The organism is Nostoc sp. LEGE 12454 (assembly GCF_056620565.1).
Genome location: NZ_JBWQXL010000014.1, coordinates 15,896 through 32,949 on the forward strand (window position 1 = coordinate 15,896; position 17,054 = coordinate 32,949).

The window sequence follows — 17,054 nt, forward strand, 5'->3', positions numbered from 1 at the left end:
ATGAGTCGTAAGGCGAAGGCATTTGAATCCCAAAACATCTTTTCTGGCAATGGAGACAAGGGCGCATTCATCCGGGAGAAACTCCTGCACTATGGTGTTGCCTTCCTATCCGTTGCCTTAGCACTGCGGGCAACCCTACTACTCAATCCATATTTTACTTCAACACCTGGGGCACTGTTTTTTGCTGCGGTGATGGTGAGTGCTTGGTACGGGGGCTTAGGTCCAGGGTTACTTGCAACCCTTTTGTCTACTTTTGCAGTTAATTACTTCTTTTTTAAGCCACTCCATCCGCAGAACATTACAAATCCGAATATTGTAGTTCCCTTGGCAGTGTTCATGCTGACAGCAGGGTTAATCAGCTGGCTTAATGAATCACACCGCACAGCCCAACGACAAGCTGAGGCGAACCTGAAGTCACTATGCGAAAGCGAGGCCCGGTTTAGTCGCTTAACCGAGTCTAATATTATTGGGATGATTGTGGCCGATCTAAACGGCTTAATCATTGAAGCCAATGATGCCTTTCTAAAAATGCTCAATTATACACACGAGGATTTGCGCTCTGGTCGAATCCGCTGGGGCGAGATCGTTCCACTCGAATATATTGAGGTGAGCGAGCGAGCGATTCAAGAACTGACAATGACCGGGAGTTGTAAGCCCTTTGAGCAGGAATACATCCGCAAAGACGGCTCTCTAGTTCCCGTTCTACTTGGTTTTGCTAAACAGGGAGATCGGACAATCATTGGTTTTGTACTTGACTTAAGCGAACGCAAACAAGCCCAAGCAGAAGCCCAGCATCGATCCCGCCAAGCAGAAGAAGCCCAGAGCATTTTGCAAATGCTCCTAGAACACGTCCCAGAGGGAATTACTATCACTGCTGGCCCCCCTGATTTCCCAATCATCGCTAACAGCAAACTCGCGCAAAAACTTTTGGGCAGACCGAATGAATCTCTGGTTGGTTTGTCTTCTGAATCTTATGTTCAGCTTTACAGTCTGTTCTTGGCTGATGGTGTAACGCCGCTCACCTTAGAGCAACTACCTTTATACCGTGCAACGCGCTATGGTGAAATCATCCGCGATGAAGAATGCATCATTGAACGTCCAGATGGTACTACAATTACAGCGATCGCCAATGTTGTACCAATTCGAGATTCCCAAGGTGAGATTATTGGTGCAATAGATTGCTGGCGCGATATCACCAACCGTAAGCTCATAGAAGAAGCACTGCGGCAACGAGAAACAGAACTTCGTTTAATTACAGATACGCTGCCAGTTCTGATTACCTTTGTAGATTCAGAACAACGCTACCGCTTCAACAACCGAGCATATCAAGATTGGTTTGGGCATTCGACGGTAGATATCTATGGAAAGCATCTTTGGGAAGTTGTGGGTGAACCCGCATATCAAAGAGTTCGTCACTATGTAGAACAGGTACTCGCAGGAGAGCAGGTAACATTTGAAAGTGAAATGCCTTATAAAGATGGTGGCACACGCTACATTAATGCTATTTTTGTTCCTCAGTTTAATAGACAAGGAATCGTTGAAGGGTATGCAGCGTTAATCACTGACATCAGCGAACGGCAAGCTGCGCTACGCGAGCGCCACCAGGCAGAAGCAGCACTGCGCGAAAGTGAATCCCGCTTTCGCCAGATGGCAGACACCGCCCCCGTACTGATTTGGATGTCCGGCACTGACAAACTTTGTAACTACTTTAATAAACCCTGGCTAGATTTTACCGGGCGGACTCTGGAAGAAGAGATCGGCAATGGGTGGACTGAAGGCCTTCATCCTGATGATTTTCAGCGTTGCTTAGATACATACACCAATGCTTTTAATGCCCGACAAAATTTTCAAATGGAATATCGCCTCAAACACTGTGATGGCGAATATCGTTGGGTTTTTGATACTGGTGTACCTCGGTTTGCACCAACAGGGAAATTTCTAGGCTATATCGGCTCTTGTGTTGATATCCACGATCGCAAGTTAGGAGAAAAAGCGCTACGTGACAGTGAGGAGCGATACCGAATTTTAGCGGAGGTGTCACCACAGGCTATTTGGATGGGCGATCGCGATGGTGGTATTACCTATTGCAATCAACACTGGTTAGATTTTACCGGACTGACAATGGAGCAGACTGCTGGCTACGGCTGGATTTATGCCATTCACCCCGATGACCGCGATCGCGTCTTGAAAAGTTCGATGCAGGCTGTTGCTAACGCGACCAACTACGAAGTAGAAATTCGCTTTCGTCGAGTTTCTGATGGTAGCTATCGTTGGCATCTTGTCCGGGGTTTACCATTTCGAGATCGAAGCGGACGGATTATCAAGTGGGTGGGCATCGCCAGCGACATTCACGATCGCAAAGTTGCCGAAGCCGCCCTGCAACAACTCAACGAAATGCTAGAGCAACGGATTCAAGAGCGCACTGCTCAACTCGAAGCCGCCAATAAAGAACTCGAATCTTTCTCCTACTCAGTCTCTCACGACTTGCGCGCACCACTGCGCCACATCGCCGGATTTGTCGAATTGCTTCAGAAGCGCCATAGCTCAACAAGCTTAGACCAAACAAGTCAGCGTTATTTAAAAATAATTGCCGACACTGCCAAACAAGCAGGAATACTGATCGATGAGTTGCTGACATTTTCTCGGATGGGACGCACCGAAATGCGCTACATCAACCTCAATATGGAGGAATTGGTAGATGAGGTAAAACGCGATTTAATTGCAGAAACCCCAGGACGCACAATCCATTGGCACATCGAATCACTGCCAGAAGCGCAGGGCGATCCCTCCATGCTGCGACTGGTGCTTCGCAACCTGATGGGCAATGCCGTAAAATATAGCCAGACTCGAAACCCAGCAGAAATTACTGTTGGCAGTATTGACAATGAAAACGAAGTTGTCTTTTTTGTACGAGATAACGGCGTAGGCTTTAATATGCAATATGTCCACAAGCTATTCGGAGTATTTCAACGTCTGCATAGCGACCCACAATTTGAAGGCACTGGTGTTGGATTGGCAAACGTGCAACGCATTGTTCATCGGCATAATGGTCGAGTTTGGGCAGAGGGTGTAGTTGACAGTGGCGCCACCTTTTATTTCTCGCTGCCGAAGTTGTCCAAGAAGGAAAGTGAATGAAAGAACTGAAGCGGATTCTGCTAATTGAAGACAGCGCCAACGATGCAGAGTTAATCCTAGCCGCCTTGTCAGAAAACCATCTCGCCAATGAAGTAGTGGTGGTACGTGATGGCGAAGAAGCACTAGATTATCTTTATCGCCGGGGGTTGTTCCGGTTGCGAATGGAAGGGTATCCTGTTGTGGTATTGCTCGATTTAAAACTGCCTAAAATCGATGGACTAGAAGTATTGGCGCAACTCAAATCTGACCCTGTAATGCGAGTAATTCCAGTTGTGGTACTAACCTCTTCCCGCGAAGAGCCTGACCTAGTTCGCTGCTACGAGCTAGGGGTGAATGCTTATGTTGTCAAGCCAGTAGATTACCATGATTTTGTCGATTCTATTAAAGGTGTTGGCCTGTTTTGGGCAGTGATCAATCAGCCTCCCGTTGGTGCTTTACCTCCAGCACCTCATCCTCAAAAGGAGAGCAACTGATGAATGTCCTGCGTTTCCTTCTTTTGGAAGATAGCCTGTTAGATGCAGAGCTTGCCCAAATGATATTAACTGAAGGGGGAATTAATTGCGAACTGATCCGAGTCGAAACCGGTGCTGATTTCCTAGCTGCTTTGGAAACAGACGCTTTCGATTTAATTCTTGCCGATTATGCCTTGCCATCTTTTGATGGAATTTCTGCCTTGGAAATTGCCCGAAATCGTTGTCCTGAGATTCCTTTTATCTTTGTCTCTGCTGCACTTGGTGAAGAATTAGCGATCGAAGCTTTGAAGAACGGTGCAACCGATTATGTATTAAAGCAAAGACTAGGGCGGTTAGTTCCTTCGGTGCAACGCGCATTGCGGGAAGCTAAGGAGCGGCGTCAGCGCAAGCAAGCAGAGAAGTCTTTACAGAATAGTGAAGCCAAGTATCGCCGAATTGTTGATACCTCTTATGAGGGAATCTGGATGATTGACTCTCAAACCCGAACAGAGTTTGTGAATCAGCGGATATCGCAGATGTTGGGTTATCCGGCAGCAGAAATACTCGGTCGTTCTATATTTGATTTTATGGATCTGGCTGAAGATATTGCAGATGAAGCAAGACTGGGGTGGTTCAAAGGAGAAGAGAGCGATCTCAAAGAAGGGCGATTGCGCTGCCAGGATGGTTCGTACATCTGGACACTGATTTCTGCAAGAGCGATTTTGAACGAACGAGGTGAGTGTTTAGGTGCGATCGCCATGCTAACTGATATCACCGATCGCAAACGCAGCGAATCAGAACGCGATCGCCTTTTGCAACTAGAGCAAAGAGCCAGGGCGGAAGCTGAGGCTGCTAACCGAATTAAAGATGAGTTTTTGGCGGTACTTTCTCATGAATTGCGATCGCCCTTGAATCCGATTCTCGGTTGGGCAAAACTGTTACAGAGCCGGAAATTTGATGAGGCAGCGCTCAACAAAGCCCTGAAAACTATTGAGCGCAATGCCAAATTACAAGCTCAATTAATTGAAGACTTACTAGATGTTTCTCGCATCCTCCAAGGCAAACTCAGCCTCAACACGATCCCAGTCGATCTGGTATCCACCATTGAAGCCGCAATGGAAACAGTGCATTTAGCAGCAGAGGCTAAAACTATTGACATTGAGACGAAGCTCGATCCAAATGTGGGGAAAGTTTTGGGCGATCCAGCCCGCTTACAGCAAGTTTTCTGGAACCTTCTATCAAATGCCGTCAAGTTTACTGAGACTGAGGGAAAAATAAATGTGCGATTGCAGCGCATCGACGCTCAAGCGCAGATTACCGTCAGCGATACAGGTAAAGGCATTCACCCTGATTTTTTACCTTATATGTTTGACTATTTCCGTCAGGGTGATAGTACGACAACTAGAAGGTTTGGTGGATTGGGGTTAGGTTTAGCGATCGCTCGTCACTTGATTGAGATGCACGGCGGAACGATTTGGGCAGAAAGTCCTGGTGAGGAGCAGGGAGCGATTTTCACAGTTAGGTTGCCGCTAATTAAGGACAGTGCGACGAGCGAGGATGACACAAATACTGATTCCTCAACTGCCGCTTTTCCCTCCTCTCCCCTCATGGGTTTACAAGTGCTGGTTGTGGATGACAATGATGATACCCGCAACTTTTTCAGCTTTGTACTGGAACAGTTTGGCGCGATCGTCACCGCAGTAGCATCAGGAGATGAAGCATTACAAGTGCTAACCCAGTCAAAGCCAGATATCTTACTCAGCGATATTGGAATGCCAGAAATGAACGGCTATATGCTGATACAACAGGTGCGGACTTTGGAAGCAAAAGTCGGAGGAAAAAAGATGCCTGCGATCGCTCTGACTGCTTATGCAGGCGAAATCAATCAGCAGTACGCACTAAAAGCAGGATTTCAACAGCACATTGTTAAGCCTGTAGCACCAGAGGAATTACTCGTGGCGATTTCTAACTTAGTCCAATCTACTTAGGGTTTGCGATCGATCTGAGTAATTGAACTGGCTTAAAGTTACAGATTTTAAACTATTCTTCACAAGTAATACGGTCTTTTTAATTGCCTGGAATACTCCGGGTAATCCAGAAAAATGTTGTGTCCCAACAGCGTGTTGATATAAAAAGTTTATTCTCTTGTCAAAAATTTATATCACCCTATTGACAGTACTTTTCAAGTAAATGAACTACACTACTTTTCATTCCCTGTCTATATCGTGCGCTAAATGCCTGAAAATTTGATCGAATAAATCTGAGTGAAAAAGAGTGTAGAGATGTAGCAGTACTAAGTCTCTACAAGGTTTCTGGATACAGCATATTTAATTTCATCAGATATCTAATCAGTCGTGAATAATCAGATCCCTGGCTTCTCTAGGAAGTCAAGGGTCTTGTTCCTCACAAATGATTCGGGATTGTTATATAGATAATTTTTATATAGTGGATTTAATAGTTCGCTAATTTTATCCGTGTTTGTACTCTATCATAACTTTACGGATACTCTTAGAATCAACCTAAATTTACTTCCGTAAGGAGTCGGATATGAAGACTTATGACATGTCTTTCATAAAGACCAATGGACTCACGACTTTGTTGGCATTTGTCTCAGTTATATTTATTTTATCATTCACTCTAATTATATTATTTTTTGAAAGCATTCAAGGATTTTCAAATCAAGAAAAAATTGAATACATCTCTCAAGCATTAACAACCATTGCCATAATTATTGGGGGATTGGCATTAATTCTTAATGCTTACTATACCTCTAAACTCTCTTTAGATGAGAATCACAGCTTGTTAACGCAACTACTAACTGGAACAGTAGCTTGGGATAACAATATCGTAAATTGTATCAATCAGACACAACTAACTCCCCAAGAAATTGTTTCCGAACGCTTTTCTAAAGCGATTGAACAACTGGGAAATGAAAAGATTGAAACGCGATTTGCGGCAATTTATGCTTTAGAACGAATTGCCAAAGATTCCCCGAAAGATCATTGGACAATCATGGAAATCCTCGCTGCTTTTATCCGCGAGAATGCCCCAGTGAATAGGGAATATGAGGATGAGTCGCTGCAATCATCAAAACTTCCTACAGATATTCAAACAGCCTTAACTGTCATTGGCAGACGCGATTCATCTAAAGATCCAGTCAATCAGAAACTCGATTTACGCAATACAGACCTCTGCAATGCAGACTTAACCGAAGCTAACCTCTCTAGAGCAATTTTTGTCGGGGCTAACTTGCAGTGGGTCAATTTTACCAGAGTAAACCTCTCTGAAGCAGACTTATCTGTTACCTGTCTTTGTGGCTCAATTCTCTATGAAGCCAACCTGCAAAAAGCAATCCTTCCAGAAGCCAATCTCCAAGGCGCAGTTCTTAGAAAAGCGAACCTTTCCCAAGCCATCCTTTACGATGCCAACTTGCAAGGGACAGTTCTGTGTGATGCCAACTTAACAGGAGCAGTTCTTTGCGATGCCAACTTGGAAGGAGCAATCCTTTGTGATGCCAACTTGGAAGAAGTCAACTTCGAGGGTAGCAATCTCCAAGATACAAACTTGATTGGCAGTAACTTGCAAAGGGCAAAACTTGCTGGCGCTAATCTAGAAAGTGCATTACTTAGTACAGCTAACCTCCAAGAAGCTAATTTCCAAGAAGCTAACCTCTGTGGAGCCAACTTGAGCGGCTCGGAAAATGTAGAATCACAACAGATCGAACAGGCAATTGGCGATCGCACCACAATCCTACCGGAAAATCTGAAAATACCTCAACATTGGTGGTAATAACAAGCGAAAGTTTCAGCATCTATAAACTTGATTACACGATAGGGACGCATAGTTATGCGGCCAGTAAAGATGCGGCTTTTAAACAAGTCTACGAACAGTGGAAAGCCTTTCGCCAGCAGATTTTTAATTGGAATCGCGTTAACGAATTAAGTTATGCCAATTTTGTCACTTCTAATAACATCAGGTAAGTTATAGAATATTTGCTTTTTTCTCTGCGTCTGTACGGTGCAAAAGTAATTGATTTAACCGTAGAGGCGCAGAGTCCACACAGTAAAGAGAAACTCTTTGCCAACAATTTTACCCCTTGCCCTGCTAACCCAAATAGAGACGTTATTTTTAGATCATTTCTAAAACCGATATTTTGCACCGAACATCATTAACTTGTAAACAATAATGGGCAAAATAAGTACCTCGGCAAGCTAAATCTATACTGAATATGAAAGCGATCGCTTTGCTTTTATCTATTGGTGCTGTTACTTTTTGTACTATTGTTGGTATTAGTTCGCGTAGGCATTTTAGTACCACCCAAAACAACCTACAGGAAACCTCAAGTCATCAGCAGACTATAAGTCATGTAACAGCTTTGGGGCGCTTGGAACCTCAAGGAGATATCATTCATCTGTCTGCTCCAGCTTCTAACCAGCGTTTGGCTGAACTGCGTGTGCAGGAAGGCGACCAAGTTAAAGCTGGCCAAATCATTGCGATTATGGACAATTTTAATCAGCATCAAGCCCTTGTAGAAAATGCCAGAGCGAAAGTAAATGTGGCGCGATCGCGTTTAGCTCAGGTGCAGGCTGGTGAGGAGTTGGGCCAAATTGAGTCCCAACGCAAGAAAGTTGCAGAAATGGAAGCTCAATTATTTGAGGGCGTAAAGGTTCAGAAAGCAGTCATTGCTCGTCAGCAAGTGGAAGTACGCAAAGCCGAAAATGACTATGAACGTTACAAAACTCTCTCGCAAGATGGGGCTGTTTCCGCAGCTGACACTGAAACTAGACGTTTGCAGGTAGAGATTGAGAAAGAAAAGTTGCAGGAAGCAAAAGCAAAGCTGAGTGAGCAAATTAGTACGGGTAAGGAGCGTGTTAAAGAGTCTCAAGCTACTTTGGAAAGTCTCAATCATGTGAAGCCAACAGATATTCTGTTAACCAAAGCAGAGTTGAATGAGTCGTTATCTCAATTGCGAAAAGCAAAAGTTGATCTGGAATCTACATATATCCAAGCACCCGTGACAGGGCAAATATTAAGTGTCAACGCTAAAGTAGGTGAAGTTGTCAGCAGTAGTGGCATTGTTGACATTGGCCAGACACAGCAGATGTATGTGATGTCTGAAGTTTATGAAAGCGATATTCAATACATTAAGGTAAATCAGCCCGCAATAATTGTCAGCGAATATGGAGGGTTCACTGGGGAAATTAAAGGAGTTGTCGATCGCATTGGATTGCAAATCGACCAGCCGGGAATTGTGAATGATGACCCCTCTGCTAAAGCAGATGTCAGAATTGTGAAAGTTAAAATTCGTCTCGCTCCAAATGACAGCGAACGGGTGAGAACCTTAAATAAGCTACAGGTAAGAGCATCGATTCAAATTCGTTAAACTAATTTGCAATGACGCTAAATTATAAACGACTTACGCTTCGTCAAAAAATGTATGATCCTAACAATTAGATAATAGTGCTTATGACCGAACTAATTGAGCAAACCATTTCCCATTTAAAGGCATTACCTAGTCATGACCAAGATGCGATCGCTCTAATGATTATAGAAGAACTTGAAGATGAAGTTCAATAGGATAAGACCTTTGCAAAGTCCCAAAATTTCCTTACTAGAGTGGCAGGTGAGGCAATCGCTGAATATGGCGCAGACAAAACCCAAGCGTTAGACCCCGATACTTTGTGAAGTCACGCGCCATCGCCTAATTCCGCAAAGCATTTGCTGTACTAACTGAGCAATGCTAATGTAAATCGTTAAGATTAATACAAAATAAATTTTATATGCCGCTACTAATATCTGTTTTTCTTTGTATCATTATCATCTATCTGCTAAATCGTCTTGTTCAGCAGACGAGTGAGCCAATTTTATCCAGAAAAATTTTCACTGGAATTGAGACACATGCCCTTATCTTTATTGATGATGACCTCAGTTCGATGGAAACAGTTGTAAATACTCTAGTAAGGGTTATTGGGATATCGGAAAAACAGGCAATTAATCTTATGTTTAGAATTCATAAAGAAGGGATGGCAATAGTCTGGACAGGTGATAGAAATTCAGCAGAGCAGCATTTGACGGAAGTTCAGAGAGCAGGGTTGCAATGTTTTTTGACAGAAATTGCATCCAATAACTTGTAATTCAATCTTCTAGCCATCCTTTTTAAAACTGGAGATAGTTGTAGGAATCTCGGTAATATCTGGTCAAAACTATCATCAAAATCTCGTAGTCGATTCAAACTTACCTCAGAATCTTAGTAAATTTTAACCTTTGCCTTGTTCGGTGATGCTAATCAAGAATTCATCAATCGGTGACGAAGTACAGAAGCAACAATTTCCTGATTTGTATTCGATTTTAAAATCAGGCTACAAAAACTTTCTCGATCGATTACCATTACTTCCACTTCAGTTAGCCCGGCTCGAACTGTAAAGGGATAGTTTTCCCCATTAACCAGCTGTGCATTACCAAAGTATTCCCCTGCTTTGAGCTTACATGATGTTAATTCATCATGGCGATCGCTCATCAATGCTTCAAGTTCTCCTTCTAATATGAGATAGAATTTCTCAGCTACTTCACCTTCTTGAACGATGATAGAATTGGCTCCATATCTAATTACCTTTGCTTGTGCGGCAACTGCTAAAATCTCTGACGGATCGACATTGGGTAGTGCATTTGAGAGATGACTTGTCATCACACGGTGATGCAAACGACGCACAATGTCAGCTTTGGTTAATTCAGAGTTGCCAAGGAAAAGCCGGAAAAGTTCTTCATCAATCACCATCACTTTGACTTCTGAATTTCTAGCAACGCGTACTGTTGCTGTCCGTTTACCATCTCGAAGCAAACCAACTTCACCAAAATAATCCCCACGATTGAGATGATTTATCACGCGATGCGGTTCATCAGGTAATTCTTGGATAATTTCGACTTCACCTTCTAAAAGAATATAGAATTTATCGGCTCGCTCACCTTGGCGAACAATTGCTTGCTCTGATTCGTAAGTTAAAACGATTGGTTTAGTCGTTGCTTTTTCTAGCAAGGCTTCATCAAAACCAGGTAACACCAGTGAAAGTTCTTGGTTAAAAGCTAAACCCAACTTACCATCTTCAACATTAACAATCCGATCTGCCAAATCAAGTATCCGATTATCATGGGTGACAATCAAAACAGCACTGCTCTGTTCTTTAGCTAAACGATGCATTAACGCTACTACATTGCGTCCTGCTGTTTTATCCAGAGATGCTGTGGGTTCATCGGCGAGTACTAACTTGGGCCGAGTTACCAAAGCACTAGCGATCGCCACCCGTTGCTTCTGTCCCCCAGAAAGATTTTTTGGATAGGCATTGAGCTTTTCGGCTAATCCAACAGCCTCCAATATAGCTGCTGTTTTTGCACGGGCTTCTTTAGGTGAAAAGTCTGGCTGCAATTCCAACGACATCTGAATATTCTGCTGAACTGTCAAGAAATCTAACAAATTGCTTGATTGGGTAATATAACCAAAATTTCGACGCATTTGGACTAATTGCTTGCTGTTAGCACTATTAAGTTCTTGCCCCAAAATTTTGAGGCTTCCTTGGCGAACAGAACGCAGACAACCAATTAAACTAAGCAATGTACTTTTTCCCGAACCTGAAGGCCCGGTCAAAATCACGAATTCTTTGGCTTTCACTTCCAGATTAATATCAGATAAAACTTGCTTTTGGAGTTCGCCTTCTCCAAAGAAGTAATTGAGATTTTGAATTGAAACAACTGTTTTGTCATTTGTCATTTGTCATTGGGCATTAGTTATTTTTCATTTATCCCCCTCATCTCACCGACTTCCCACTCAAAACAAGTCTGCTGGATTAGCATCTTTTAGCTTATTCATAGTAATAGTGCCGGATGTAAAGCACATAATAATTGTTAGTAAAAGTACTAATGATGCTCGTGGTAATGTCATGTACATAGGCAAAGCGGTTGCATCTTTGACTATTTCATATAATCCGATAGAAACGATTAGCCCAGGAATGTAACCTAATACTGCTAAGATAAGCGCTTCCTGAAATAAAACGTTTAAAAAATAACGATGTTTATAGCCTCTAGCTTTGAGAACAGCATAGTCTGGTAAATGATCGGAGACTTCGCCATATAAAATTTGATAGACAATAATCACCCCTACTAAGAAACCAACGAAAACTCCTGTACTAAAGACAAATCCAATGGGAGCGCTGGTAGCCCAATAATGTTTTTCATAATCAATAAATTCTTGCGGTGTCATCACTTGAACATTAGCGGGAAGTTGAGTGCTGATTTTTTTGGCGATCGCTTTTCGATCGACACCAGGTTTAAGGTTAACTAACCCGATGGTAATATTGTTAGCAGAACGTTCGGGTAACAAATAATTAAAAGTCGCACTGCTGGTAATCACATTACCATCATCGGCAAAGGAAGCACCAGCAAAATCAACCAAACCGCTAATCCAAACTTGCCGTCTACCTATTTCTGCTGCAATTGATTTTCCTGAGTCCAAATCGTTTAAGATATTGCCATATTCTTTTAAGTCAGAGTTGCGATCGAATAAAACCACACCCCTAGTCCTTAACAAATGAGCAGATCGATCGAAGTTGGTAATTTTAAAGGGAGAATTATCCGGGTTTATGCCCAAAATAATAATTCCTTTTCCTCCACTAACATTGCCATACTTGAAAGAATGCTGTCCGTGATACACATAGTTAACAGAGTCAACTTCACTGAAATTGAGTGTGCGATACAAATGTTGCCGGGGAAAATCTGTGGTGTTAGCCAAAGTTTTCATTTGAGGGTTAATTAAAACCAAATCAGCCTTGAGACGAGTGTGTAATGCTGTTTGGCTATCGTAGAGCGAATCTAAAAAGGCCAATTGCATAAAAATGAGAATTGACGCAAAAGCAATACCTATAATCGCTACCAACAGCCGCAGCTTATAGCGAGTGAGTTGCAACCAAGCTAAGGGGATTCTTCTAAAAGAATTCATGTAACATTTTTAAATGAAAATTGATTATATTGATTTGTGAGATATCACCTCGATCTAGTTTGCAATCATGAAGCGATGGTTTGCCGACAGTATTTTCCTCAGCAGAATTATTAAAAATGCTACTGGACTACTAGGGGCGAGTGATGACTGGATCGATCAGTTTAGTATATTTAATTTTTGCCAGTCATAATCTTGGTTGGTAATACGGGATTTGGTACACTGATTCTTAGCTATTGCAGTAAGTGGCTACAATTATAAATTATATGGTTGTTTTTAAGAATCAAAAGTCCCAGTAATTGGGCGAGGCTTGAATCCAATTCTTTTGGTCAATTAAATATTAAATGATTAAGCGATCGCTGGCTAACAGTATTTTTTTCCGTAAAATCCTCAAGAATGCTAGTTGGCTGCTCGGAGGACGGGTAATAACTGGATTCACCAGTTTAGTCTACTTAAGTTTAGTCACACATCATCTTGGTGATTCGGGTTTTGGGACGTTGGTTCTGATTTTAACTTATATTCAGATCGTTACAGAGTTAACTACCTTTCAATCCTCTCAAGCGCTAATTCGTTACGGTGCTATTTGTCTTGAACAAAAGAATAAACTAGCTCTGCAACAGTTGTTAAAATTTACCACTGGACTCGATTTGTTGGGGGTAATAGTTGGTTTAGCGATCGCAATTATCGTTGCTCCTTATATTGGTTTTTATTTGGGATGGAATCAGGCAATGATAATTCAAGTTCAGTGGTATAGCTTGATTATTCTATTTACCAGCACAGCAACACCCAGAGGTTTGTTACAGCTTTGCGATCGCTTTGATTTACTATCCTTACAGATTACTATTCCTACCTCGATTCGCATGTTTGGGGCGGTGGTTGCTACTATTTTTCATGCTCCATTGTGGGGATATCTGTGCCTTTGGTTTATTTCTGAAGCATTGGGAGGGATATTGTTGTTCTTTGTTGGTTGGCGAGTTGCTTGGAAACGAGGAATGTTACAAAATATGAATTGGTCTTTGAGCAACTTGAGCCAAGCTCATCCCGGTTTATTAAAGTTTTGCATTGTCTCTAATTTTGACTCTTCTTTACCAACGATTATGAGACAAGCTAGCCCCTTAGCAGTGGGAATTTTTGCCACTCCCGCAGCAGCAGGACTATTTCAGGTAAGCTATGAGTTGTCTACTCCGCTCAAGGATATAGCTCAGATTTTGACGCAATCCGTATATCCAGAACTGGCTCGGTTAGATGTTCAGGAAAAGTGGCGCTCGTTCGTGGCGTTGCTGCTCAAATCAACTTTACTCGCCATAGTAGTTGGGTTAATAATCTTACTCCTGAGCCTGTTTATGGGTAAGATAATTTTGAAGTATGCCTTTGGTGAAGCCTTTATTTCCGCCTATAACATCTTAGTGCTGTTAGTGGCAGCAGAAGTTTTCACAATGGGGAACTGTGCTTTAGAACCGGCTTTTTATGCAATCGGCAAACCCACTTTTCCCTTAAGAGTAAATGCGATCGCTATCTTGGGAGTTTATTTGCCATTGCTGCTGATTTTAACTCCATCTTTTGGCATCGTCGGTACAGGAATAGCAACCTTATTGTCTACAGCTTTAATCCTGATTCTCAATTGTCTACTAATTTGGCCTCAACTGCGTCGGATAAGAAAAAGTCCTATAGTTTAGGAGATAAACTAATGGTTTTAACTCAAAAAAAATCTCAAATTCGAGAATTTTTATTAAAGATTGGCGAAAAGATATTACGAAGTTTGGAAAGTCTGATTGGTGAATCCTCTAAAATTGGCAATTTAACATTTTTTAATTCTGAAGATTTTAGCTGGGTTAACAATGTAGAAGCAAATTGGATGAAAATTAGGGATGAGATGAATCTGCTATTAAATCAGCTTGATAATATCCCCAATTTTCAAGATATTTCGACCGACCAATTGAGCATCACTGCTGACGATCGCTGGAAGACTTACTTTTTTTATGCCTATGGAATTAAAGCCGAAAAAAATTGTCAGAGATGCCCTGAAACAACTCGGATCGTTGAACAAATTCCTGGGATGAAGACGGCATTCTTCTCTATTTTATTACCTCACAAACATATTCCAGAACATCGAGGCCCATACAAAGGAGTGATTAGATATCACCTAGCCCTAAAAGTTCCTGAGAACAAAATAGACTGTAAAATTCGTGTTGGTCAAGATTTCCGTTATTGGGAAGAAGGAAAAAGTTTGATTTTTGATGATACATTTTGTCATGAGGTTTGGAACGATACAGATGAGATTAGGGTGATTTTATTTTTAGATTTCATCCGACCCCTGCATTTTCCTTTATCATTCCTGAATCAACTGATAATTCAGTTAATTTCTTGGTCTCCTTACGTCCAAAGTGGAAAAAATAACTTCATTAAATGGGAGAATAAATTAGGATAAGCTCTTTAAAACTATTTGCGATCGACATAGGGAATTGGTATCGTCATCCAGAAACAGAGTTTAGGGTAATAATGTTGGCGTTGATGGACGTAACCTGCAAATACTGTATAACCAAAGAAAGTATCCGATTATCTAACTAAGCAATATTAATTAATATAGCTAGAGAAAAGATATAAGGTATGGTTTGTAAAGATTATATTTCCTGACGTTCCTCTCTAGTAGAAAAGTTTCGTTAAAGTGTTATCTAATTCCTTTAAATCCCTAATTGAACTTCTGAGCGATCGCGCTCAAAAACAACCCGATAATCAAGTTTTCACATTTCTTAAAGATGGGGAAATTGAGTCAGGTAGCCTTACCTATCAAGCTCTCGATCGCCAGGCTCGTGCTATTGCTGCCAGTCTTCAGCCTATAACTTCAGTTGGCGACCGGGTTTTATTAGTTTATCCTTTCAACGCCTCTCTGGAGTTTATTGCAGCCTTGTTTGGCTGCTTCTATGCTGGCGCGATCGCCATACCCACAAGACCGCCTCAAAATGCAGAAGAATGGGCAGATTTTGGCTTTCGCATCCAGGAATGTCAAGTGGGTATTGCTCTGACTTCTGCCGCACTTATAGATAAGTTACAAGATTCATGGTTAACTCAATCTGTGGATCTGCCACCAGAGAGCAAGAACCTGTCTTGGATAACCACGGATCGAATTTCATTAGATAATGGCTTGAACTGGCAGAAACGAGAAATTGCTCGTGATGCGATCGCTTATTTCCAATACACCTCTGGTTCCACAGGTATTCCCAAAGCAGTGACAATTTCTCACGGGAATGTTTTGCAGAACTGCGCCAATTTTCAGCAGATATTTCCGACTCTTGATTTTCGAGGAGTGAATTGGCTGCCTTTAACCCATGACATGGGTTTAGTCGCTGGCATTATGCTAACCATTTATGCTGGAGCCTGTACTGCTTTAATGTCACCAATAGCCGTTTTTCAAAACCCCAGTCGTTGGCTTAAAGCGATCTCAACTTATAAAGCAACCATCAGTGGTGGCCCTAATTTTATGTACGATCTCTGCGTGCAAAGAGTTAAACCAGAACAAATAACAGACCTGGATTTGAGTAGTTGGGAAATCGCTGGGAATGCGGCTGAACCTATACGACCTGAAACTCTGGAAAAGTTTACAGCTTTATTTGCACCTTATGGCTTTCGACGAGAGGCATTTTATTTATCCTATGGCATGGCGGAAGCAACTTTGGGGATATCGGGAGGTGCTGTAAAAAAGCCATCAGCTATTCAGTTTGTAGATGAGCAAGCCTTGGAACAGAATCGATTTGCGATCGTAGCAGAAGGGCAACCTGGGGCGCGAAGACTGATTAGTTGCGGTAATCCCTGGCCAGGAAACCGGGTGATAATTGTCAACCCAAAGACTCTGACTCCTTGTTTATCTGATGGTGTCGGCGAAATTTGGGTGCAAGGTTCGGGGCTGAGTCGCAGTTATTGGCATCGGCCCCAAGAAACTGAGCAAACCTTCCAAGCTTATTTATCAGATAGTAATGATGGCCCTTTTTTAAGAACTGGAGATTTAGGTTTTATTCATGATGACCAACTATTTATTACTGGTCGTCTCAAAGACATGATGATTTTTTGGGGACGCAATTTCTATCCTCAACTTCTAGAGCAAACTTCAGAAAATAGCCATCCAGCTTTATCAGCTAATGCCAGCGCCGTTTTTTCTGTGGATGTAGAGGGAGAGGAAAGGCTGGTAATTGCTCAAGAAATCGATCGCCACGCGTTCCGCAAATTTAATTCTGAGCAGATTGCAGAGATAATTGGTGCTATTCGTCAAACTATAGTGACGCTGCATTTAGTCGAAGTTTATGCGATCGCTCTCTTAAAACCTGCTACTCTTCCCAAAACCCCAAGCGGTAAAGTACAACGCCGTCGCTGTCGAGAGTTGTTTTTAGCAGGTACATTAACGGTTATAGAACAATGGTTCTGCCCGATCTCGGAGCGATTAGATCCGACTGATTTGACTAATTTACCAGGAATTGAAGAAGCTTGATAGC

11 protein-coding genes and 1 pseudogene are annotated in these 17,054 nt (G+C 42.2%); 10 read left to right on the forward strand and 2 right to left on the reverse strand.

Annotated features, from left to right (window positions below):
• The 7 genes and pseudogenes from AC1F2U_RS16810 to AC1F2U_RS16840 all read left to right on the forward strand — a co-directional run bounded on the left by AC1F2U_RS16810 (position 1) and on the right by AC1F2U_RS16840 (position 9,721).
• Positions 1-3,135, forward strand: a complete 3,135-nt coding sequence (locus tag AC1F2U_RS16810) for a PAS domain S-box protein (protein WP_480262130.1) — start codon at positions 1-3, stop codon at positions 3,133-3,135.
• Positions 3,132-3,608, forward strand: coding sequence for a response regulator (locus AC1F2U_RS16815; RefSeq protein WP_190942202.1), 477 nt, complete (start codon positions 3,132-3,134; stop codon positions 3,606-3,608). The genes AC1F2U_RS16810 and AC1F2U_RS16815 overlap by 4 nt, the downstream gene beginning before the upstream one ends.
• Positions 3,608-5,575 (forward strand): hybrid sensor histidine kinase/response regulator, encoded by a 1,968-nt coding sequence (locus AC1F2U_RS16820; protein WP_480262131.1) that lies wholly within the window; start codon positions 3,608-3,610, stop codon positions 5,573-5,575. Before AC1F2U_RS16815 ends, AC1F2U_RS16820 begins: the two co-directional genes overlap by 1 nt.
• Positions 5,576-6,149: 574 nt before the next feature.
• Positions 6,150-7,376 carry a pentapeptide repeat-containing protein gene (locus tag AC1F2U_RS16825; RefSeq protein ID WP_480262132.1) on the forward strand — a complete coding sequence of 409 codons (1,227 nt, stop codon included), beginning with the start codon at positions 6,150-6,152 and terminating at the stop codon, positions 7,374-7,376.
• Positions 7,377-7,438: 62 nt separating this feature from the next.
• Positions 7,439-7,567: pseudogene (locus AC1F2U_RS16830) on the forward strand (ABC transporter substrate-binding protein); the annotation flags it as partial.
• A gap of 248 nt (positions 7,568-7,815) precedes the next feature.
• On the forward strand, positions 7,816-8,970 hold the full coding sequence (locus AC1F2U_RS16835; RefSeq protein ID WP_480262133.1) for an HlyD family efflux transporter periplasmic adaptor subunit: 1,155 nt from the start codon (positions 7,816-7,818) through the stop codon (positions 8,968-8,970).
• 397 nt (positions 8,971-9,367) lie between these two features.
• Positions 9,368-9,721, forward strand: coding sequence for an ATP-dependent Clp protease adaptor ClpS (locus tag AC1F2U_RS16840; RefSeq protein ID WP_480262134.1), 354 nt, complete (start codon positions 9,368-9,370; stop codon positions 9,719-9,721).
• Positions 9,722-9,873: 152 nt separating this feature from the next.
• Here AC1F2U_RS16840 and AC1F2U_RS16845 read toward each other — a convergent pair whose 3' ends face one another.
• Both AC1F2U_RS16845 and devC read right to left on the reverse strand, forming a co-directional pair.
• Entirely contained in the window at positions 9,874-11,349 is a 1,476-nt protein-coding gene (locus tag AC1F2U_RS16845; protein WP_480262135.1) for a cyclic nucleotide-binding domain-containing protein, read from the reverse strand.
• A gap of 57 nt (positions 11,350-11,406) precedes the next feature.
• Positions 11,407-12,573 carry an ABC transporter permease DevC gene (gene devC, locus AC1F2U_RS16850; protein WP_480262136.1) on the reverse strand — a complete coding sequence of 389 codons (1,167 nt, stop codon included), beginning with the start codon at positions 12,571-12,573 and terminating at the stop codon, positions 11,407-11,409.
• 341 nt (positions 12,574-12,914) lie between these two features.
• On the opposite strand from devC, the gene AC1F2U_RS16855 reads away from it, so the two are divergent.
• From AC1F2U_RS16855 to AC1F2U_RS16865, 3 genes are all read left to right on the forward strand, one after another.
• A complete protein-coding gene (locus AC1F2U_RS16855) occupies positions 12,915-14,246 on the forward strand; it encodes an oligosaccharide flippase family protein (protein WP_480262137.1) in 1,332 nt (443 codons plus the stop codon).
• Positions 14,247-14,257: 11 nt separating this feature from the next.
• Positions 14,258-14,998, forward strand: a complete 741-nt coding sequence (locus AC1F2U_RS16860) for an aspartyl/asparaginyl beta-hydroxylase domain-containing protein (protein WP_480262138.1) — start codon at positions 14,258-14,260, stop codon at positions 14,996-14,998.
• 237 nt (positions 14,999-15,235) lie between these two features.
• A complete protein-coding gene (locus tag AC1F2U_RS16865) occupies positions 15,236-17,050 on the forward strand; it encodes a fatty acyl-AMP ligase (RefSeq protein WP_480262139.1) in 1,815 nt (604 codons plus the stop codon).
• Positions 17,051-17,054 lie beyond the last annotated feature (4 nt).